Source organism: Mesorhizobium sp. M1A.F.Ca.IN.020.03.2.1 (assembly GCF_004023205.1).
Classification (GTDB): Bacteria; Pseudomonadota; Alphaproteobacteria; order Rhizobiales; family Rhizobiaceae; genus Mesorhizobium.
This window is the reverse complement of the sequence record NZ_RZSV01000043.1, coordinates 13,106-32,848: the sequence shown is the minus strand read 5'-3', so window position 1 is coordinate 32,848 and position 19,743 is coordinate 13,106. Positions and strand designations below refer to the sequence as shown.

At 65.2% G+C, this 19,743-nt stretch carries 19 protein-coding genes; 10 read left to right on the top strand and 9 right to left on the bottom strand.

Annotated features, from left to right (window positions below; all coding sequences use genetic code 11):
* Positions 1 to 665, bottom strand: a 665-nt coding sequence (tsaD, locus tag EOA79_RS09855; protein ID WP_128292986.1) for a tRNA (adenosine(37)-N6)-threonylcarbamoyltransferase complex transferase subunit TsaD, incomplete at its 3' end; no start/stop codon positions are given.
* 226 nt (positions 666 to 891) lie between these two features.
* On the opposite strand from tsaD, the gene hemC reads away from it, so the two are divergent.
* From hemC to EOA79_RS09825, 6 genes are all read left to right on the top strand, one after another.
* Positions 892 to 1,818: a hydroxymethylbilane synthase gene (hemC, locus tag EOA79_RS09850; RefSeq protein WP_095826263.1), complete on the top strand. Its 927-nt coding sequence runs from the start codon at positions 892 to 894 to the stop codon at positions 1,816 to 1,818.
* 1 nt (position 1,819) lies between these two features.
* Complete coding sequence (locus tag EOA79_RS09845) at positions 1,820 to 2,533, top strand: uroporphyrinogen-III synthase (RefSeq protein WP_095826262.1); 714 nt, start codon at positions 1,820 to 1,822, stop codon at positions 2,531 to 2,533.
* 105 nt (positions 2,534 to 2,638) lie between these two features.
* On the top strand, positions 2,639 to 4,111 hold the full coding sequence (locus tag EOA79_RS09840; RefSeq protein ID WP_095826261.1) for a mitofilin family membrane protein: 1,473 nt from the start codon (positions 2,639 to 2,641) through the stop codon (positions 4,109 to 4,111).
* 10 nt (positions 4,112 to 4,121) lie between these two features.
* Complete coding sequence (locus EOA79_RS09835) at positions 4,122 to 5,693, top strand: heme biosynthesis protein HemY (RefSeq protein ID WP_095826260.1); 1,572 nt, start codon at positions 4,122 to 4,124, stop codon at positions 5,691 to 5,693.
* A gap of 32 nt (positions 5,694 to 5,725) precedes the next feature.
* Complete coding sequence (locus EOA79_RS09830) at positions 5,726 to 6,205, top strand: TerB family tellurite resistance protein (protein ID WP_066998287.1); 480 nt, start codon at positions 5,726 to 5,728, stop codon at positions 6,203 to 6,205.
* A gap of 18 nt (positions 6,206 to 6,223) precedes the next feature.
* Positions 6,224 to 6,940 carry a glutamine amidotransferase gene (locus tag EOA79_RS09825; RefSeq protein ID WP_095826259.1) on the top strand — a complete coding sequence of 239 codons (717 nt, stop codon included), beginning with the start codon at positions 6,224 to 6,226 and terminating at the stop codon, positions 6,938 to 6,940.
* 70 nt (positions 6,941 to 7,010) lie between these two features.
* Here EOA79_RS09825 and EOA79_RS09820 read toward each other — a convergent pair whose 3' ends face one another.
* The 7 genes from EOA79_RS09820 to EOA79_RS09790 all read right to left on the bottom strand — a co-directional run bounded on the left by EOA79_RS09820 (position 7,011) and on the right by EOA79_RS09790 (position 15,844).
* Positions 7,011 to 8,249: an MFS transporter gene (locus EOA79_RS09820; protein ID WP_095826258.1), complete on the bottom strand. Its 1,239-nt coding sequence runs from the start codon at positions 8,247 to 8,249 to the stop codon at positions 7,011 to 7,013.
* Positions 8,250 to 8,406: 157 nt separating this feature from the next.
* Positions 8,407 to 9,507 (bottom strand): pyridoxal phosphate-dependent aminotransferase, encoded by a 1,101-nt coding sequence (locus tag EOA79_RS09815; RefSeq protein ID WP_128292984.1) that lies wholly within the window; start codon positions 9,505 to 9,507, stop codon positions 8,407 to 8,409.
* A 110-nt stretch (positions 9,508 to 9,617) separates the two neighbouring features.
* A complete protein-coding gene (locus EOA79_RS09810) occupies positions 9,618 to 10,082 on the bottom strand; it encodes a MucR family transcriptional regulator (protein ID WP_127335714.1) in 465 nt (154 codons plus the stop codon).
* Between the two features lie 191 nt (positions 10,083 to 10,273).
* The gene (locus EOA79_RS09805) at positions 10,274 to 10,978 is read right to left on the bottom strand and encodes an ROK family protein (protein WP_095826255.1); all 705 of its coding nucleotides are present in this window, start codon (positions 10,976 to 10,978) and stop codon (positions 10,274 to 10,276) included.
* A gap of 16 nt (positions 10,979 to 10,994) precedes the next feature.
* Positions 10,995 to 12,371, bottom strand: a complete 1,377-nt coding sequence (gene zwf, locus EOA79_RS09800) for a glucose-6-phosphate dehydrogenase (RefSeq protein WP_095826254.1) — start codon at positions 12,369 to 12,371, stop codon at positions 10,995 to 10,997.
* 16 nt (positions 12,372 to 12,387) lie between these two features.
* Positions 12,388 to 13,395: a phosphogluconate dehydrogenase (NAD(+)-dependent, decarboxylating) gene (gene gnd, locus EOA79_RS09795; RefSeq protein WP_095826253.1), complete on the bottom strand. Its 1,008-nt coding sequence runs from the start codon at positions 13,393 to 13,395 to the stop codon at positions 12,388 to 12,390.
* A gap of 31 nt (positions 13,396 to 13,426) precedes the next feature.
* A complete protein-coding gene (locus tag EOA79_RS09790; protein WP_127335713.1) occupies positions 13,427 to 15,844 on the bottom strand; it encodes a glucan 1,4-alpha-glucosidase in 2,418 nt (805 codons plus the stop codon).
* Positions 15,845 to 16,066: 222 nt separating this feature from the next.
* Between EOA79_RS09790 and EOA79_RS09785 the strand changes: the two genes are divergently transcribed.
* On the top strand, positions 16,067 to 17,344 hold the full coding sequence (locus EOA79_RS09785; RefSeq protein WP_095826252.1) for a GAF domain-containing protein: 1,278 nt from the start codon (positions 16,067 to 16,069) through the stop codon (positions 17,342 to 17,344).
* Positions 17,344 to 18,084, top strand: a complete 741-nt coding sequence (locus EOA79_RS09780) for a response regulator transcription factor (RefSeq protein ID WP_066998258.1) — start codon at positions 17,344 to 17,346, stop codon at positions 18,082 to 18,084. The genes EOA79_RS09785 and EOA79_RS09780 overlap by 1 nt, the downstream gene beginning before the upstream one ends.
* Positions 18,085 to 18,106: 22 nt before the next feature.
* Here the strand turns inward: EOA79_RS09780 and EOA79_RS09775 are convergent, their stop codons facing one another.
* Positions 18,107 to 18,445 (bottom strand): putative quinol monooxygenase, encoded by a 339-nt coding sequence (locus EOA79_RS09775; protein ID WP_095826251.1) that lies wholly within the window; start codon positions 18,443 to 18,445, stop codon positions 18,107 to 18,109.
* A gap of 142 nt (positions 18,446 to 18,587) precedes the next feature.
* Here EOA79_RS09775 and EOA79_RS09770 point away from each other — a divergent pair, with 142 nt between their 5' ends.
* A complete protein-coding gene (locus EOA79_RS09770) occupies positions 18,588 to 18,782 on the top strand; it encodes a 4-oxalocrotonate tautomerase family protein (protein ID WP_067323038.1) in 195 nt (64 codons plus the stop codon).
* Positions 18,782 to 19,672, top strand: a complete 891-nt coding sequence (locus EOA79_RS09765) for an SMP-30/gluconolactonase/LRE family protein (protein WP_095826272.1) — start codon at positions 18,782 to 18,784, stop codon at positions 19,670 to 19,672. The genes EOA79_RS09770 and EOA79_RS09765 overlap by 1 nt, the downstream gene beginning before the upstream one ends.
* Positions 19,673 to 19,743: the final 71 nt, after the last annotated feature.

The following is a 19,743-nucleotide window of genomic DNA, read 5'->3' as shown; positions in this document are numbered from 1 at the left end:
ACAGCCGTCTTCAGGCCGGAGAAGGAGAAATCCGGCTGCGCCGACCCTTTCATCGGACGCGGGAAGGCAAAGCGGCTCGCATCGCCGCTGGCCGCTGTCTTTTCTACGTTGGGCCCGCCCGGATAGGGCAGGCCAAGCATCTTGGCCGTCTTGTCGAAAGCCTCGCCCAGCGCATCGTCGATGGTCGTTGCCCAGCGCTGGTAGTCGCCGACGCCGCGCACCGCGACGATCTGGGTGTGGCCGCCGGAGACCAGCAAGAGCAGATAGGGAAAGTCGAGCCCCTCGGTCAGCCGGGCAGTCAGCGCGTGACCTTCGAGGTGGTTGATGGCGATCAGCGGCTTGTTCGCGGCGGCGGCGATCGCCTTGGCGGTCATCAGACCAACGATCAGCCCGCCGACCAGCCCCGGCCCGGCAGTCGCGGCGACGGCGTCGACCTCATCGAGCGATACGGCCGAATCGGTCAGCGCTGCCTCGACGATCCCATCCAGCGCCTCGACATGGGCGCGCGCGGCAATCTCGGGCACGACGCCGCCGAAGGCGGCATGCTCCTCGATCTGGCTCAAGACGACATTGGAGAGGATTTCGGGCGCGGAGTCGCCGTCCAGCGCCACCACGCTGGCGGCCGTCTCATCGCAGCTTGTCTCAATGCCCAGAACGCGGATCAATTCGTCGCTGTCCTCGAAGATTGTGTCTCCGACCTTTCCTATATAGGAGGTCTGTCGATAGTCAGGTGGTGCCGGCCTGCGAATGGCGGTTTTCTGCGCTTCCGGCGCTCACGTACCCAAAAGTACGCTCCGCTCCGGTTCTCGAAATCCGCTTTTTTCGGCTCGGCCTGACCTGAATCTCGGCAGACCTCGGAATCGCCTAGGGGGTTATCACGGACCGCGCGCCATGCAAACAACCTTGAAAATCGGAACACGCGGCAGCCCGCTGGCGCTCGCCCAGGTGCATGAGACGCGGGCGCGGCTCATGCAGGCGCATGGCCTGCCAGAGCAGGCCTTCGAAATTGTGCCGATCTCGACCAGCGGCGACCGCATTCAGGACCGGCCGTTGTCGGAAGCGGGCGGCAAAGGCCTGTTCACCAAGGAGATCGAGGAAGCGCTGCTCGATCGCCGCATCGATATCGCCGTGCATTCCTCGAAGGACATGCCGACGGTGCTGCCCAACGGGCTGGAGCTTTCCGTCTTCCTGCCGCGCGAGGACGCGCGCGACGCCTTCATCGGCAAGACCGCGAAGCGGATCGCCGATCTGCCGCATGGCGCCACGATCGGCTCGTCGTCGCTCCGGCGCCAGGCGCTGCTCCGCAGGATGCGGCCGGACCTCAATGTGGTGATGTTCCGCGGCAATGTGCAGACCAGACTGCGCAAGCTGGATGAGGGCGTGGCCGAAGGCACCATCCTCGCCTATGCCGGGCTGAAGCGGCTCGGGCTCGAGAGCGTGATCACCGATCTGATGCCGCTGGATGTCTTTCCGCCGGCGCCGGGGCAGGGGGCGATCGGCATCGAAAGCCGCATCGGCGACGGCGTGGTCGAAAATATGCTGGCGGCTATTCACGACATGCCGACCGGCCAGGCGCTGGCCTGTGAGCGCGCCTTTCTTGCTGCGCTCGACGGCTCCTGCCGCACGCCGATCGCCGGCCATGCGACCGTCTCGGACGAAAACCTGTCTTTCGCCGGGCTGATCATCTCGCCCGACGGCACCGAGTCGCATGAGGTCAGATTGAATGGCCCGGCCCGGGACGCGGCGAATATCGGCGCGGAAGCCGCGCGGGCCGTTCGCGCCAAGGCCGGCGCAAAATTCTTCGACGGCTGGGCCTGACATGGTCCGCGTCCTGGTGACGAGGCCGGAACCGGGCGCCTCCCGCACGGCCCGGCGGCTTCAGGCCCAGGGGTTCCAGCCCGTCCTGCTGCCACTGACGGAAACAGTGGCGTTGCCGGTCGAGGCAAGCGTCTTGCCCGCTGCTGCCGCGGTTGCCGTCACCAGCGCCAATGCGGTGCGCTATGCGCCCAAGGAACTGGTCGCCGCGCTTGCCGCCCTGCCTTGCCATGCGGTCGGGACAAGGACTGCGGAAGCCTGCCGTGCGGCTGGATTTACGTCCGTCTTTGAAGGCCCAGGCGATGCCGAAGCACTGGCCGGTCAGATAACCGCCGAACTGACGGGCAAGGAGATGGTTTATCTTTGTGGCCGCCTGCGCTTTCCGGTGTTCGAAGAACGGCTGGCGGCAGCCCGGGTGCGTGTCCGGCCTGTCGAGACCTACGACACCATCGAATTGGACTATGGCGACGATGCCGTCGTTGCCCGATTGTCGGGCACGCCGGTCGAGGCAGTGCTGCTCTATTCGGCCAAGGCGGCACCCGTGATGATTGGCCTGGCCATGCGCCCAGCACTGCGGCATCTCCTTGAACGGGCGGAGTTTTTGGCCCTGTCCGTAAGAATCGCCAAAGAATTGGACGGGGTTGGCGGGCAAAAGGTTCGCATTGCCTCTAAACCCGCCGAGGACGCGCTGTTCCAGCTTTTGTCGCTAACGAGCTGAGCCGCGTCATCACACCGCCCCTTTTCACCGCTTGGTGATGTGGTAGAGCATCCTTGAGCTCTAGACCCTTTGAACCATCCTCAAGCCAATTTGCGGAGCCCAAGCATGGTCAAGACGCCTAAGGTGCGACATTCGAAGAGCCGCCGCGAGCCGGTGACCATCGAACTCGAACCCGGCGCCGTCTCGCGAATCACCGACGAGGATGCCGCCAATACCGATACCAACACGGAACGAACCGACGAGGCGAAGGCAGAGGAAGGGGCTGCTGCTTCGCAGCCGGAAGCTCCCGAAGAGCCGATCCATGCCGAACAGGCCGACATCGAGCCGTGGGAACACACCGACGCGGCGCAGGGCGGAGCTGACCAGGCTGGAACCAACAAGGATGGGGCGGAAGCATCCTATCCAGGCACTGATGAGGCTCCGAAGAGCGAACCAAAAAGCTTCGGCTACAGTTTCGAGGATGCGTCGGCAGCCAAGACCAGTTTTGCCGCCTCGACGGCGAAGCCGAGCGAAACCCGAAGCGACGATCGCGACTTCCCGGCCGCCAGGCGCTCAGGCGTCAACATGATTGCCGCCGGCGTGATCGGCGGCGTTGTCGCGCTTGCCGGCGCCGGCCTTCTGCAAGCGGTAGGGCTGCTCGGCTCTCCGACTTCGGTCGGCGGGCCCTCGCCCGACGGCGTCACCGGCGAGATCGCCTCGCTGAGAAGCCAAATCGCGGCACTCAAGGAAACGACCGATACCGGCGCTTCGGCCAAGGTCGACGGCCTGTCCTCGGCGCTCGACCAGGTGAAGTCGGACGTCGCGGCGCTGAAATCCTCGGCCGGACAGGGCGGCGACGGCGCCGCGCTCAAGGCGCTCACCGACAAGGTCGGCCAGATCGAGACGTCGGTCGCCGACCTGGAGAAGGCCGGAAATGCTGCACCGGTCGATCTCGCCCCGCTCAACGAGAAGCTCGCCGGGCTCGACGCGCTTGTGAAATCGGCGGGCGACGCGGCGAAGGCGGCGGACAGCCGGATCGCTGCGCTGGAACAGTCGGTGCAGCAGCTCTCCGGCAAGGTCGAGGCGCAGGCCTCGCAGCCGAAGATCGCGCTGGCGATTGCCGCTTCGGCGCTGAAGGCGGCGCTCGATCGCGGCGCGCCGTTCACGACCGAGCTCGACACGTTCGCCGCGATTGCGCCCAACGCGCCGGAGCTTGGCGTTCTGCGCGGCTATGCGGAAAAAGGCGTGCCCACGCGAGCCACCATCGCTTCCGAGGCCGACGCCGCCGCCAACGCCATGGTCGAAGCGGCAACGCCGGTCGACCAGAATGCCGGCTTCTTCCAAAGCCTGGTGTCGAGCGCGAAATCGCTGGTGCAGGTGCGGCCGGTCGGCGCCGTCGAAGGCAAGGGCGTGCCGGAAACGGTCGCGCGCATTGAAGTGGCAGTCAGCCAGGGCGACTATGCCAAGGCTCTCGCCGAATACGATACCCTGCCCGATGCGTCGAAGGCGGCCGGCGCCGATTTCGCCGGCAAACTGAAGGCGCGGCTCGAGGTCGAAAAGCAGATCGAAGCGCTGATTGCCGGCGCGACCAAGGCATGAGGAACGTCAGATGATCCGCATCCTCGCCTTCCTCGCCGTCGTGTTCGCGCTGGGGCTCGGCTTTGCCTGGCTGGCCGACCGGCCGGGCGAGATGATCGTCACCTTCAACGGTTACCAGTACCAGGTCACGCTGATGGTGGCGGCGGTGGCGATCGTCGCCGTGGTCGCAGCGGTGATGATCGTCTGGTGGCTGATCAAGTCGCTGTGGAACAGCCCCTACGCGATCTCGCGCTATTTCCGGGTCCGCCGCCGCGATCGCGGCTACCAGGCGCTGTCGACGGGGATGATCGCGGCCGGCGCCGGCGACGGCGCGCTGGCGCGTAAGAAGACCAAGGAGGCGGCCAAGTTGATCAGTTCCGACCAGGAGCCGCTGATCAACCTGCTCGATGCGCAGGCCTCGCTGCTCGAAGGCGACCATGACGGCGCGCGGGAAAAGTTCGAGCGCATGCTCGATGATCCGGAGATGCGACTGCTCGGCCTGCGCGGGCTCTATCTCGAAGCTGAGCGACTGGGCGACCGCAACGCCGCGCGCCACTATGCCGGTCGTGCCGCAGCTGTGGCACCGCAGCTTGCCTGGGCGGCGGAATCGACGCTTGAAGAGCTGACCGAGCGCGGCGACTGGGACGGCGCGTTGAAGCTGGTCGAGGCGCAGAAATCGACAAGGCAAATCGAACGCGATGCCGCCAACCGCCGCCGCGCCGTGCTGCTCACTGCCAAGGCGCAGGCGCTGGTCGACAGCGATCCGAACGCTGCCCGGACCGCGGCGCTCGAAGCCAACAAGCTGGCGCCCGATTTCGCGCCGGCCGCGGTGATCGCGGCCAACCTGCTGATCAAGCACAACGATGTGCGCAAGGGTTCCAAGATCCTGGAGACCGCTTGGCGGGCCGAACCGCATCCGGACATCGCCGAGCTCTACATCCATGCGAGGCCGGGCGATGCCGTGCTCGATCGCCTCAATCGGGCGAAAAAGCTGCAGGAATTGAAGAAGAACCATGCCGAATCGTCGATGGCGGTGGCGCGCGCCGCGCTCGACGCGCAGGATTTCGCCACCGCCAGGCGCGAGGCGGAATCCGCCATCCGCATTGATCGCCGCGAAGGCGCCTATCTGTTGCTGGCCGACATCGAGGAGGCCGAAAGCGGCGACCAGGGCAAGGTGCGGCAGCTGCTGTCCAAGGCTGTGCGCGCGCCGCGCGATCCGGCCTGGGTGGCGGACGGTGTCGTCTCGGAGCGCTGGGCGCCGGTATCGCCGATCACCGGCAAGCTCGACGCGTTCACTTGGCGCGCGCCGATGGAGCGGCTCGGGCAACTAATCGACAGCGAGGTTGAGGAGGAAATTCCCGCGATCGCTGCATCGGCGCCCGCTTTGCCGGCTGACGAGAGAGCGATCGACCTTGAGCCCGATAGTTCGGCCGAGAAGGCGGCCGCCGAGGCGCCGAACGGCATCGAGAGGGAAACCGCGGTCGCCGCCGCCGATGACACGGTGGTCGAGCAGGCGCCGGAGTTGCCGCGCTTGCCGGATGATCCCGGCGTGACGCCGGAAGACGAGGCGGAAAAATCGCCGCGCCGGTTTCGTTTGTTTTGAGGCTCGGCTTGGCGGACAGGGAAAAAGCATCGATGTTCGAACGCGTATTGTCCTTCCTGAGGGATTTGCCTGCTGCGGGCGCGAGCAAGCCAAGCGCGGACGATCCGCGCGTCGCGGCCTCGGCGCTGCTCTATCACGTGATGAACGCCGACGGCGTGCGCCAGGATATCGAGTGGGAGCGCTTCAAGGAGATCCTGGCCGAGACCTATTCGATCAGCGGCGACGAGCTCGACGCGCTGGCCGCCGCCGGCGAGCGTGCCGATAACGAGGCGATCGACCTCTATGCCTTCACCAGCGTGCTCAAGCGCCATCTGGATGCCGAGGCGCGCAAGGCCTTCATCGGCCTGATGTGGGAGATCGTCTACGCCGACGGCGAGCTGCACGAGCTCGAGGACAACACCGTCTGGCGCGTCGCCGAACTGATCGGTGTCGAGCGCCACGACCGCATCGAGGCGCGCCGCAAGGCGGCGGCCGAAGCCCCGGGCGCTCGGGGCACATCGAGCGACGAATAGCTGGACCTTTCTTCTTCCATGCCACCCAGACCCAGGCCGAGACCAAAAATCCTGATCGTGCTGCATCAGGAGACTTCGAGCCCCGGCCGCGTCGGCCATATGCTTCTGGAAGAAGGTTTCGATCTCGACATTCGCCGGCCGCCGCTTGGCGAAGAGCTTCCCTGCACTTTGGACGGCCACGCCGGGGCGGTGATCTTCGGCGGGCCGATGAGCGCCAACGACCAGGACGAGTTCGTCCGGCGTGAGACCGAGTGGCTCGAAATCCCGCTCAAGGAAAACCGGCCTTTTCTTGGGATCTGCCTCGGCGCGCAAATGCTCGCCAGGTATCTTGGCGGCAGGGTCGAGGGTCATGGCGAAGGACTGGTCGAGATCGGCTGGTATCCGCTGAAGGCGACCGACGCCGGCAAGAAACTGCTGCACTGGCCGGAGATGGTCTACCAATTCCACCGCGAGGGCTTTTCCCTGCCGAAGGACGCGACGCTGCTCGCCACGGCCGAAACCTATCCCAACCAGGCTTTTCGTTATGGCGAGAATGCCTGGGGCATTCAGTTTCATGGCGAGCTGACCAGGGTGATGATGCAGCGCTGGGTGGTGCGAGGCGCGCATCGCTTCGAGCTGCCCGGCGCGCAGCCCGGCCGCGATCATCTCGGCGGCCGGCTGATCTGGGACATGCACCTCAAGCGCTGGCTCGGCGAATTTTTGAGCCTGATCTTCGGCAAGCCGGCCGTCGGATAGATTTTGCCGCAATTGCAGAGGGAAGCCGCTGCACTCTTCTAGTCCGGCCGTCAAGTTGCTGCGCCGGCAATTAGTTCCTGCTATTCAAATGCCGCACCTGCCGCAGCGCAGGGAACAACCAAGCCCAGATCCCGGCAACCGCGATGGCGCCGATGCCGCCGATCACCACCGCCGGCACAGTTCCGATCAGCGCCGCCATGGTGCCGGCGCGGAACTCGCCGACTTCATTGGAAGCGCCGACGAAGACCTGGTTGACGGCGTTGACGCGGCCGCGCACCTCGTCCGGCGTCCAGAGCTGGATCAGCGTCTCGCGGATATAGACGCTGAACATGTCGGTGGCTCCGAGCATGGCGAGCGCCACGATCGACAGCCAGGTGATGGTCGAGACGCCGAACAGGACGGTGAAGGCGCCGAACAAGGCGACGAAACCGAGCATGATCTTGCCGGCATGGTCGCGGATCGGATGGCCGGCGAGCCAGACCGCCACGGCGATGGCGCCGATCCCAGGCGCCGAGCGCAGCAGGCCGAGGCCCCAGGGCCCAAGCTCCAGAATGTCGCGGGCATAGACCGGCAGCAGCGCCGAGGCGCCGGAGAGCAGCACCGCGAACAGGTCGAGCGAGATCGCGCCGAGCACGATCTTCTCGCCCCAGATGTAACGAAAGCCGGCAAACAGGGTCTGCATCGTCGGCTTGTCGGTAGCCGTCTGCTGCGCGGGCTTGGGGATGGTGAAGACGAGCAGCGCGGCGACAAGCATCAGGATCGCCGCAGTAGCGTAGGCGATCTCCGCCGAAAGGCCGTAGAGCAGGCCGCCGGCGACCGGGCCGACGATAGTTGCCGTCTGCCAGGCGGACGAATTCCAGGCAATGGCGTTGGCGAAATCCTGTGGCGGCACCAGATTGGCGACCAGCGAGGACGAGGCCGGCCCGTAGAAGGCGCGGGCGATGCCGAACATGGCGAGCACGACGAAGATCGGCAGCGGGCCGCCAAGACCGCGCAGCGTCAGCAACAACAGAGTGAGCGCACAGCCGGCCTCGACGAACGACGCCAATGTCATGATCAGGCGGCGGCCGAAGCGGTCGGCGACGACGCCGGTGACAAGCACCAGGAGCAGCGACGGCAGGAACTGGACGATGCCGACGATGCCGAGGTCCAAGGGATTGCGCGTCAGGTCGTAGATCTGCCAGCCGACGGCGACGGAGACGATCTGGGTGGCGAAAGTGGTGAGGAAGCGCGCCGTCCAGTAGCTGAGATACGGCCGGTGCCGGAAGGCGGCGTAGCGCTGTTCAGGTGAAGTTGCTTCGGCGGTCATGATTCGAGGGCCCCGTTGTGACATCGGCCGGCGGGGCACTTCCACGGTGGGCGCTGGTCCGGTCGGAGACCCTTAGCCCAGTTCGCTTCGTCGCGCGCGCAAAAAATCGGCGCGGCATGAAGGATCTTTGGAATTATCGTTCGCGGTGGAAAGAGGCTCAGTCTCTCAGCGCAGCGGAAATCGCTTGCAACCCGCCGCGCAATTCCGCCTCCTTCGGCCAGCCGAAGCCGACGCGGAAGAAGCGCTTCGGCATCTCGAACCAGTGGCCGGGACCGACATAAGTGCCGTGTTCTTCCAGGAGCCGAGCGTAGAACCGGTCGAGGTCGAAACCTGCATCGACATTCAGACGCGGAAAGCCGACCAAACCGCCTTGCGGCCGCACCCAGTCGACCAGCGGCTCGCCGTCGATCCAAGCCTGGACGATATCGCGGCGCTTGGCCATCTCCGGCAACAACGATGCTAGGAAGGCATCGCGCCGCTCGAGCATGGAGCGTGCGATCGCCTCGTCGATGACACTGCCGCAGATGCCGATCCGCTCCTTGGCGGCGAGGAACGTCTCTTGCAGAGCGTGGTCCTTGCTGACCAGCCAGCCGATCCGGATGCCCGGAATGCCAAATGCTTTCGAAAGGGAACAGACGCTGATCGCGCTTGGACTGAGCGATGCCGCGGAGGGCAGGCGCTCGCCATAGGACAGATCGCGATAGGTTTCGTCGACCAGCAGCCGGCAGCGGCTGCTTTCGGCAAGCGCGACCAACGCGTCGAGATCGGCGCCGGTCATCATCGTGCCGGTCGGGTTGTGCGGGCAGGTGACGCTGATCAGCCTGGTGTTCGGCCGCACCGCCGCCGCGACGCGCGCGACATCCACGGCGAAGCCCTCGTCGAAGTCGAGATCGACATAGCTGATCGCGCAGCCGATCGCCTTGGGCGTCTCGATATTGGTGGCATAGTTCGGCCGCACGACGACGAGATGGTCATCGGCCGAAAGCAGCGAGGTAGCAATGATGAACAGCGCGCCGGCAGCGCCGGCTGTAACCAGCACGTCGTCCGGGGATAGCGCTTTGTCCTGCCCGGCGATCAGCGCGCGCAATTGCTTATCGCCGCGATGCTCGCCGTAGAACAAGGTGAGGTCGGGCAGCGAGAGGCCGATATCGGCAAGCTTCTGGTCGGCGATCGAGCTTTCGGAGAGATTGAAGCGGATGCGGTCGTAGCCGTATTCCTCCGGCGCTTCCTTCTCGATCACCATCCTCGCATAGTTCATGGCTCACCCGAACAGCATTCGCTTGTCTTATCCAAGCCAAAAGCAGGAAGCCTGCCAAGGCGGATTCCTTGGCAGGCTTCTTCAAACCGTTGGCACAGGGCCAAGATCGTTCAGGCGGGGGCCTTTACCTTCCTGGCCTTTGCCGGCTTCTCCGGCTCGGCTTCGGCCTTGCGGCCGAGGCCGATCGACTTGGCGAGCTCGGAGCGCGATGCCGCGTAGTTAGGCGCGACCATCGGGTAGTCTGCCGGCAGGCCCCATTTGGTCCGGTAGGCTTCCGGGCTCAGCCCGAAATGCACGCCGATATGACGCTTCAGCGATTTGAACTTCTTGCCGTCCTCGAGGCAGATGATGTAATCCGGCGTCACCGAGCGCCGGGGATTGACGGCAGGAACGGGCGGCGGTGCCGGCGGAGTCGGCGGCTGGTTCAGGGCGCCGATCGAGGAGGCGACACTGGCGATGAGCTCGCCCAGGCCCGAAGCAGGCAGCCCGTTCTTGGCGACATAGGCCGACACGATGTGGGCGGTGAGCTCGAGCAGGTCGACATCTTCGTTGGCTGTATTGGTTTCCTCGTCCACGTCAGTCCTCCTCTATGCCGCACGGCCGCAAATCGGGATGTAAAATCCAGCGCGCTGCCGCGCGTTTGGCGCGCCGAGGCGGGCGCATGTGCGGCAGGCCGGCGGATTCCTAGTCGGCAAATCTGCGAGGCGCAACGACAGGTCGTGCGGCTACACGTTATTTTGAACGACTATACTGAAAAGTAAAAATATCAGACGATCAGCGCCTTATCGCGCCACAGTCGAAATCCGCCTTCGAAGGCACGTGTGTTGTCGCCGCGCCTGGATCTTTCAGGCAATTCATCGAGCTTGTCGACATTGCCGCCGCCGATGACCACATAGTCCGGCTGCAAGGCGGCGCGAAGCCTGTTTACGACATCGAAAACGTATCTGCGCCATTTTTTCTTGCCGTGCTTTTCCAGGCCGCGCTCGCCGACATAGTCCTCGAAGCTGCCGCCCTTCTTGTAAGGAAGATGAGCAAGCTCCATCGGCTGCCCGACATTGTCGAGGATCATGGCGGCGCCCAGGCCGGTGCCGAGGCCGAGGAACAGCATACGGCCGCCGTCATAGCTGCCGATCGCCTGCAGGAGCGCGTCGTTGACGACTTTGACCGGCTTGCCGAAGGCGGCGGCGAAATCATAGCCGTTCCAGCCCTTGCCGAGATTAAAGGGATCGAGCGACGGCTTGTTGTCCCTGACCGGGCCCGGATAGCCCATCGAAATGACGTCGTAATCCAGGCCCTCGGCCAGCTTCTTCACCGAAGCCACCATCTGCTCAGGTGTCAAGCCCGGCCCGGACTCGGTGCGGCGCATCTCGCCGCCGGCGCTGGTGAGAATTTTCACACGCGATCCGCCGACGTCGATGGTGAGGACGACCTGCCCGTCCTTCGTCGAAGCCCGTTTTGCTGCTTTCGCCATCCCGTCCCCCGAGAAGCTATTTCGTCGGATTGATCCAGCCATCGGGGGGGCCGAAGCCGTTCATGGCGTCGGCCGGCCCCCAGGTCTTCGGCGCGTAGATCGGAGGCGGCGTGGTGTCGCCAAGCACCGGTCCGACGATCCGCCATGCAAGCTCGGCCGCGTCCTGGCGCGTGAAGAGCTGGCCGTTGCCGTTCATCGCGTCGCCGATCAGCCGCTCATAGGGCGGCATGTCGCCCTTGGTGTCGTCGAGCGCGGTCAGTTCCACCTGCTCGCCGATCATGTCGTCGCCGGCTACCTTGCGCTGGGCGCCGATCGAGATCGCCACCTGCGGATCGATACGGAAACGGACATAGTTGGCGTCGCCCGGCTTGATCGGATCGAAGACGTCGAGCGGCGGACGCTTCAGCCGCACGATCACTTCGGTCGCATGCACCGGCATGTTCTTGCCGGCGCGGATGAAGAAGGGCACGTCCTGCCAGCGCCAGGTGTCGACGAAGAAGCGTACGGCGGCGAAGGTCTCGACCGGCGAGTTCGGCCGCACGCCCGGTTCGGCCAGATAGCCGTCGAACTGGCCGCGCACGACATCGTCCTTGGTAAGCGTTCGGATGGCGCGCAGCACCTGCACCTTCTCGTCGATCAAATCGTCGGCAGAGCGGCCGACCGGCGGCTCCATGGCGAGCAACAGCAGGATGTTGAGCAGATGGTTCTCGATGACGTCGCGGATGCAGCCGACGTCGTCATAGAATTTGCCGCGGCCTTCGATGCCAAAATCCTCGGCCATGGTTATCTGCACGCTCTCGACGAAGTTGCGGTTCCAGATCGGCTCGAGGAAAGCGTTGGCGAAACGGAAATAGAGCAGGTTCTGGATCGCTTCCTTGCCGAGATAGTGGTCGATGCGGAAGATGGACTGTTCGTCGAACACCAGGTGCAACACGCGGTTCAGCCAGCGGGCCGACTGCAAATCGTGGCCGAAAGGCTTTTCGACCATCAATCTGGCGCCCCGCGCGGTGCCGGATTGTTCGAGCCCCTGGACGACGGTTTCGAACATGGTGGGCGGCACTGCCATGTAATGCAGCGGCCGCTGCGCCGAGCCGAGCGCTGCCTTCAATCTCTCGAATGTCGCCGGATCTCGATAGTCGCCGCTGACATAGCGCAGCAGCGAGGCGAGCCTGGCGAACACCTTGTCGTCGACGCCGCCCAGCGCATTGACGACGCCGTCGCGGGCACGGTCCACCAGCTTGCCAAGATCCCAGGGATCGAATGCGACGCCGATCACCGGCTCGCTCAGCGTCCCCTTGGCGACCATGTGATAGAGGGCCGGAAATATCTTCTTGTGCGCAAGGTCGCCGGTCGCCCCGAAAAGCACCAGCGTGTCGGATCTCTCCTGGCTCATCCCGTCACTCCCGCCCTCACGCCTTCGGCTTTTCGACATGGCCGCCGAAAGCGTAGCGCATGGCGGACAAGAGCTTGTCGGCAAAGGCGGATTCGCCTTGCGAGGAGAAGCGGTCGAACAGCGCCGAGGAGAGCACCGGCGCCGGAACGCCGGTGTCGATCGCGGCCTTCAAGGTCCAGCGGCCTTCGCCGGAATCGGAGACGCGGCCGCCGAACTGGGCGAGCGACGGATCGTTCTTCAGCGCGCCGGCGGTGAGATCGAGCAGCCAGGAGCCGATGACGCTGCCGTGGCGCCAGACTTCGGCCACGGCGGGCAGGTCGATGTCGAACTGATAGTATTGCGGGCTTTCGAGCGGGCTGGTTTCAGCGTCCGCCGTGCGGGCGCGCTTGCCGGCATTGGCCGATTTCAGGATGTTGATGCCCTCGGCGTAAGCGGCCATGACGCCGTATTCGATGCCGTTATGAACCATCTTGACGAAATGGCCGGCGCCGCTCGGCCCGCAATGCAGATAGCCGTAAGGCGCGGTTCCGGCGTCCTTCGGCGGATTGGAGCCCGGGTCGGAGCCCGGCGCCAGCGTGGCGAAGACCGAATCCAAGTGTTTCACGGCGTCGTCGGGGCCGCCGATCATCAGGCAGTAGCCGCGCTCCAGTCCCCAGACGCCGCCGCTGGTGCCGACATCGACGAAATTGATGCCCTTGGTCGCCAACTTCGCCGCCTGGTCGACGGCATCGTGATAATAGGAATTGCCGCCGTCGATGATGATATCGCCCGGCTCCATCAGCGCCGCAACCTGGTCGACGATCCTGCCGGTGATCGCCGCCGGCAGCATCAGCCAGGCACAGCGCGGCTTAGCGAGCTTGGCGACGAACTCCTCCAGCGAGGCGGCGCCGATGGCGCCGTCCTTGACCATGCCGGCGACGCTTGCCGAATTGATGTCGTAGACGACGCATTCGTGGCCGTCGCGCATCAGGCGCCGCACCATGTTGGCGCCCATCCTGCCCAGTCCCATCATTCCGATCTGCATGGTGTTATCCTAATAGCTTGAGGAAAGAACCTTACCGGCTATCCGAAGGATCGATGCCGACGGTGAAGTCGACATTCTCCCAACGGCTCGCTTCCGGCCAGAAAAATGTGAAGACGACCGTCGATCCCGGCTGCAGGCCGGCGACATCCAGGTCAACCAGGTGGACGCCGAAGGCGTTCTCCACCGTGTTGTCGTCGCGCACCGTCAGCCATTTGTCGCTACTCCAGTGAACCACGCCGCGCGCCGCAAGTTCCACGCGCAGGAGCTTGCCGGCGGGAAGCGAGCGGATCTTGTTGTTGAAGCGCCATGTCCTGAACGGCGACACGGTTTTGCGCTTGATGTAGCGCTCGACGCCCTGCGGCGGCATGTCGAAGACCTTGCCGTCGCGCAGCGAGCGCAGCAGCTTGATGTGCTCGGCACGCGCCCAGACCAGCGGCATGGCGCTGCCCGATGGCGCGCCGAGCCGCAATTCGCGCTCCGGCAGGTCGGGTCTGTCCCAAACCTGCTCCGGCAGCAGACCGCCTGCACCGGCAGAGCGCTCGAAGGTTTCGAGCAGTTCGGCCGCTTTGCTGGGTCGCCCGGCGGCCAGCTCGTAATGCGCGCGCTCGCCGGCGAGTAGCGGCCAGGGCCGGCCCCGGCCGATGCCGTCGAAGGGCGAGCCGTCCTCATGCTCGCCATAGCCGTCACCGCTATAGCGATACCAGAGCGGACCTTGCGGCAACTCGCAGCGCAGAAGCGCGTCGATGGCTTTGACGGTGTTCACGATGCGAGCATCGTCGGCGGCTCTCAGTCCGAAGCGGACCAGCGCCAGCGCGTCGGGACTTATGATGGCCTCGGCCGGCCGATGGCTATCGCCGGGCGGGCGGTTCTTGATCGGCAGGAAACCGTCCTTCGGCGAAGCGGCGCCAGCACCGTCGGGCGGTGCGATGCGGACATGGTAGCCGTCGATGCCCTCCCTGGCGCAGAGTTCGGTGCCGGTGACATAGGTCCAGCGCTCGATCTGGTCGTTCCAGCAGTCGGCCGTCTCGCGCAGATAGTTTGCCGGTTCATTTTTGCCGCAAGCATCCAGCATGTCAGCCGCCGCAAGCAGCGCCGCGATCTCGACGGCCAGCGTGAACGGGCTGTAGCCGGCGTCCTCTTCCCAGCGGTCCTCGCCGGTGACCGGGCCGTTGCGCACCACATAGGAAGCCGCGCTTTCGATCATGGCTAGGAAGTCGTCGAGCTTCGCGCGCGGCAGATGGCCGGCGCGGCGGAGCGCGTCGGCAAGCAGCAGCGGAAAGGCGCATTCGTCCATCTGGATGCCAGGCCAGTAGGGCGTGCCGCTCGCCCAGCAGTTCTGCGGCCAATGACCGTCCGCCTGTTGGATTGAGCGGAGATAGATGAGGATATCGAGCGCCTGCCTGGCGTCGCCGGCTGCAAGGAAGCCCCCCGCCGTTTCGACCAGGTCGCGCGGCCAGACCAGATGGTAGCCGCCGAGATCGTCGTCGCCCTTGTTGAAGCCCCAGGGGATCGAAAGACTGGCGACTGCGGCTCCAGGCCTGGCGATCGACAGATGCGAGGCAAGCACCGCGGTACTGACGCGGTAGGTATTCAGGCCGGAGGCGGCTTGCCTGTCGAGCGTCTCCAGGCCGGACTGAAATTTCCGCCAGCTGGCGGCATAGGTTTCGGCGGCCGCATCGAAACCGTCCTTCAGGCTGGCCAGCGCGGCTTCAGCCGCCTCTTCCGGCGAGGCGCCGAAGCCGAGCGCCAGCAATGCGGTGCCCTTGCCTGTCGAGAAGCCGATCTCGCCGGTCAGCGCCACATTGCCATCCTCCGCGCGCTCAGCGGCAGGATCGAGCGCGCCGCTATTTCGCAGCTGCTGCCAGCCGTCGGAGAAACCGACATAGCCGGCCGAGCAGGCGCCACAGGGCAGCGAGGCGGCAAGCGCGAGCGAGACGCCGCGGCCTGACGCAAAGAGGATACGCTGCCCCTTGTGCTCGCCGAGCCAGGCGGTGTTGCCCATGCCGCGATTGACGAGATGCGGCGCGAGCAGCGCGTAGACCTGGTAGTCCGAGGCTGAGCCTTTGAGCGCCGCGAATGTAATTTCCTGCAGCAGAACGGGCCGTTTCGAATCCGTAACAATGCGCTTTTCAATCCGATAGGAGCCATTGACCGCCGTGTTGACCAGGCGATAGCCGGGGACGCCGGCTTCGAATGGCTCGACAAGATGGGCGGCATCGCGTTTCTCTTCCGAGAAATAGCCATCGGGACCGGTAATGATCAGCCCCAGGTCGCGCGTGCAGGCGCTGTCGAGGCGGGGATAATAGACCTCGTTCAATATGCCGTGACTGATGGTGAACCAAAGCAGGCTGTTCGCTGAAAGCCCGGTGCCGACGCCGCTCTTGGCGCTTGACGTCCAGCGCGCGGGAATTCCCGGGGCGCCCTGAGCAACGGTCGGCGTCACTGCCATCAATTGGCCTCCTGCGGCCGTTCCTAGACCAGGAGCCGGCGGCTTTTCAATCGCCGCACCCGAAGTTGATCGGGCTCGGGTCGCTTGACCCATCGTTGACAGCGGCGCCGTCAAGCGCTCACTATTTCTCGGGCAGGGAGGAACTGCGGAAACAGGATCGAGGCCGCGCGGCGCAGCTTGGCTGTCGTTCCACGGCATTCATCAGGGGGACAGGGAGGAGACATGTCGGAGGTATCTCCCCAGCTGATCGATCGGCTGCTCGCGATCTCGCGGGCGCTCGCCGGCCATATCGATCCGGGCTCAGCGTTCCGGGCGACAGCGATCGAAATCGGCACGCTCATCCCGCACGACCATATCGATCTGGCGGTGTTGTCGCTCGATGGGCGCATGCATGCCTGCTACGAGGCCGGCTTCCATACCAGCTGGAGCGATCTGGCGCAGCATCCGGTCGAGGGCAGCCCGATCCGGCGCGTGCTGTGGGGCGACACGCCTTATCTTCTGACCGACAACGCGCTTCTCGACGACCGATTCCACTTCGAGGGAGCGTTCGACGGACCGATCTTCGCCGCCAAGCTGCGCAGCCGCATCATCGTGCCGCTGCGGGCACGCGGCAGCGTGATCGGCGCGCTCAACATCAGCCGGCACAAGGCCGGCTGCTACTCGCAAGAGGACGTCGAGGTCGCTCAGCAATGCGCCGACCTCATCGGGCCCTATATGTTCGCGCTGATCCAGACAGAGGAAGCGCGCCGCGCCATGCTCGCCGAAAGCGAGGCGCGCAACCGGGCGGAACTGCTGAGAGTCGGCGCCTCGCAACTGACCGAGGGCATGGAGCGCGAGCGGCGCCGCATGGCCATGGACCTGCACGACCAGACGCTCGCCGACCTGGCCCGCATAGCACGACAGGTTTCAGCTTTCCGCAGCCGGGGCGTGGCGCGGACGGCCCAGCTTGCCGATCTCGAGCAGGAGGTGGCGGGCTGCCTGGCGGAGCTGCGCCACATCGTCGACGACATGCGGCCGAGCGTCCTGGAACTGTTCGGGCTGCGCGACGCGGTCGAGGCACATCTCAACCGCAGCGTTGCCAGGGCCAAGCCGCCGATCGCGGTGCGCATCGCCGACACCAGCGACGGCAGCGCCGACGGCCTGTCGGAAACGCTTCGCACCGCGCTCTATCGCATCGTGCAGGAAGCCATCAACAATGCGGTCCGTCATGCCGCGCCAAGCCGCATCGAGGTGCAGCTGGCGTCGACGGCAACCACATTCAACGTGACCGTCACCGACGACGGGCATGGCTGCGGCGCGATCGATCCCGCCGCTCAAGGCGGCATCGGCCACATGCACACGCGAGCGGCCCTTGTCGGGGCGCGGCTGCGTTTCGAGCCGGCCGACCGCAAGGGCGGCACCAGGGTCGTGATCGAGATCGATCGCGAGTCCGCCGAGGCCGAGGCGGCGGCGTGCGGCACCGCGATAACCGAAGCTCAGCCGGTGGCGGAGGCAGTCTGATGCTGGTCATGATCGCCGAAAATGACGGGCTGCATCGCACCTTCGCGCGGCGGACCGTCGAGCAATTGTGGCCCGGCGATGTCGAGGTGATCGAAGCCGGCGACGGCGAGGACGCCATCAATCTTGCGGCGGAACGGCAGCCGCCGCATGTCGTGCTCGACTTGCAACTGCCCAAGGCGACCGGGATCGAGGTGGCGCGCGCCATCTGGAGCCAGCGCGCCGGCACGCATATCCTGTTCTGGTCGAACTTCGCCGACGAGGCCTATGTGCGCGGCGTGGCCCGCATCGTGCCGCCGGGATCGGTCTATGGCTATGTGCTGAAATCGGCGACGGAAGAAGGCATGCGCTCGGCGCTGCGCGGCGTGTTCCGCGAGGGGCATTGCATCATCGACCGCGAGATCCGCGGCATCCAGCACCGCGTCCAGGACCGGTTCGAGGGCATCACCGACGGCGAATATGAAAGCCTGATCGACATCGCGCTCGGCCTCACCGACCGAGCGATCGCGGCGCGGCGCGGCCTGTCGATCCGCGGCGCGCAGAGCCGCATCAAGCATGTCTACGAGAAGCTCGGAATAGTGCCGCCGGAGGAGGGTGCTGGCGAGGCGTCGGTGTTCAATTCGCGCACCCGCGCGATCTATCTGGCCATGGCCCGAGGCCTGATCAACATCGATGCGCTGCGGCGCGAGCAGGAGCAACTCGACGCCTGGCTCGCGCAGGCAACGCCGTTGCAGGAGCAGTAAGCCCCGCGATGGGCGAACAGGCTCAGCTTGAATGCTGATTGCTCTTGGCCCTCAGAACGATCGGCTCGGTCTCGATCAATCGAAGCGACCTGACCATATCAGCCGTCCGCGCCTTGTATTTGAGAAAGTGCGGCGCGGTCAGGTGAGCTTGGTATGCGGAATGATCGACATAGCATTCGATGACGCGCACCGTTTCGGGCGAACCCTTTATCGAGACCGCGTGCAGGAACAACACGCCAGGCTCGTTCTGCACCGAGGCCTCGATCTCTTCGGCGAGCAAGGCCCTGAAGCTTTCGAGCTGGGATGCCTCGATCTCCAGTTCCGCAATCCGCACGATCGGCCTGCCGCATCTCTCTGCCATCCATGGTTCTCCTGTCTGCAGCCGTGGATGCCGGTGCCGACTGTGCAAAACCACAATCGGTGCTGCGCTTAGACCGCTATCGCCCGGTCCGCGTCCCGACTAGCTTTTGTCCTACAAAAACAAAAATCCCGGGGAAGCGCTCATGCCGTTCGTCAGCATACGGATACTCGAGGGTCATTCGCAAAAGCGCAAGAACGAGATCTCTCGCCGGGTCACCGAGGCGATCAGCGAGGTCGCCGGACTGCCCATGGACGCGATCTGGGTGGTGATCGAGGACGTGCCGGGCAGCGACTGGTTCGTCGCCGGCAAGCCGGTGCGGGAACCCAAGAGCCCGTGATGTCGATCCCGGCGCGCGCCCGTCATTCCGGCTTTGATGACGTCGTCGGCAATGCGGCGATGGAGCGGCTCGCCACCGGCTACGGCTTCATCGAAGGTCCGGTGTGGCATCCCTATGAGAAATGGCTGGTCTTTTCCGATATTCCGCAAAGCCGCATGTACCGGCGCAGCGCTTCCGGCGAAATCGCGGCGTTCCGCGACCCGAGCCACATGGCCAACGGCAACACGCTCGACCGGCAGGGGCGGCTGGTGACCTGCGAGCACGCCAGCAGCCGCGTTACCCGCGCCGAGCCGGGCGGCACCACGACCGTTCTCGCCACGCATTACCAGGGCAAGCAGCTCAACAGCCCGAACGACATTGTCGTTGCTACTGGAGGCTCGATCTATTTCACCGATCCGACCTACGGCCGAGCGGAATTTTACGGCGTGCCGAGGCCGCAGGAACTGTCCTACCAGGGTGTCTACCGGATCGACGGCGACGGCGCCGGGCTGACGTTGCTTGCCGACGATTTCGCGCAGCCCAACGGGCTCTGCTTCTCGCTCGATGAATCGCGGCTCTTCGTCAACGATACCACGCGTGGCCACATCCGTGTGTTCGGCGTCGAATCCAATGGTGACCTCAATGGCGGCGCCGTATGGGCTGTGACCGAGGGCGATGCGCCAGGCGCGCCGGATGGGATGAAGATCGACAGCCGCGGCAACCTCTATTGCACCGGCCCGGGCGGCATCCATGTCTTTGACGCGTCGGGCGATCTCCTCGGCGTCATCGCGACGCCGGAAGATTGTGCCAATTTCACCTTCGGCGACGAGGACCTGCGGAGCCTCTACATCGCCGCGTCGACGTCGCTCTACCGGCTGAGGGTACGAGTGCCGGGATTGAGGCTGTTTTGAGCGGGACCGTTCGCGCTCAGATCGGATGGGAGTGAAGCCGGCCCGCAGGGGCCGGTGGGAAGTGCAGCAGT

Bases quoted from the DNA above. Each gene is read 5' to 3' on its own strand.
- hemC (WP_095826263.1), top strand. From the start codon at position 892: ATGCAAACAACCTTGAAAATCGGAACACGCGGCAGCCCGCTGGCGCTC.
- EOA79_RS09845 (WP_095826262.1), top strand. From the start codon at position 1,820: ATGGTCCGCGTCCTGGTGACGAGGCCGGAACCGGGCGCCTCCCGCACG.
- EOA79_RS09840 (WP_095826261.1), top strand. From the start codon at position 2,639: ATGGTCAAGACGCCTAAGGTGCGACATTCGAAGAGCCGCCGCGAGCCG.
- EOA79_RS09835 (WP_095826260.1), top strand. From the start codon at position 4,122: ATGATCCGCATCCTCGCCTTCCTCGCCGTCGTGTTCGCGCTGGGGCTC.
- EOA79_RS09830 (WP_066998287.1), top strand. From the start codon at position 5,726: ATGTTCGAACGCGTATTGTCCTTCCTGAGGGATTTGCCTGCTGCGGGC.
- EOA79_RS09825 (WP_095826259.1), top strand. From the start codon at position 6,224: ATGCCACCCAGACCCAGGCCGAGACCAAAAATCCTGATCGTGCTGCAT.
- EOA79_RS09820 (WP_095826258.1), bottom strand. From the start codon at position 8,249: ATGACCGCCGAAGCAACTTCACCTGAACAGCGCTACGCCGCCTTCCGG.
- EOA79_RS09815 (WP_128292984.1), bottom strand. From the start codon at position 9,507: ATGAACTATGCGAGGATGGTGATCGAGAAGGAAGCGCCGGAGGAATAC.
- EOA79_RS09805 (WP_095826255.1), bottom strand. From the start codon at position 10,978: ATGGCGAAAGCAGCAAAACGGGCTTCGACGAAGGACGGGCAGGTCGTC.
- zwf (WP_095826254.1), bottom strand. From the start codon at position 12,371: ATGAGCCAGGAGAGATCCGACACGCTGGTGCTTTTCGGGGCGACCGGC.
- gnd (WP_095826253.1), bottom strand. From the start codon at position 13,395: ATGCAGATCGGAATGATGGGACTGGGCAGGATGGGCGCCAACATGGTG.
- EOA79_RS09790 (WP_127335713.1), bottom strand. From the start codon at position 15,844: ATGGCAGTGACGCCGACCGTTGCTCAGGGCGCCCCGGGAATTCCCGCG.
- EOA79_RS09785 (WP_095826252.1), top strand. From the start codon at position 16,067: ATGTCGGAGGTATCTCCCCAGCTGATCGATCGGCTGCTCGCGATCTCG.
- EOA79_RS09780 (WP_066998258.1), top strand. From the start codon at position 17,344: ATGCTGGTCATGATCGCCGAAAATGACGGGCTGCATCGCACCTTCGCG.
- EOA79_RS09775 (WP_095826251.1), bottom strand. From the start codon at position 18,445: ATGGCAGAGAGATGCGGCAGGCCGATCGTGCGGATTGCGGAACTGGAG.
- EOA79_RS09770 (WP_067323038.1), top strand. From the start codon at position 18,588: ATGCCGTTCGTCAGCATACGGATACTCGAGGGTCATTCGCAAAAGCGC.
- EOA79_RS09765 (WP_095826272.1), top strand. From the start codon at position 18,782: ATGTCGATCCCGGCGCGCGCCCGTCATTCCGGCTTTGATGACGTCGTC.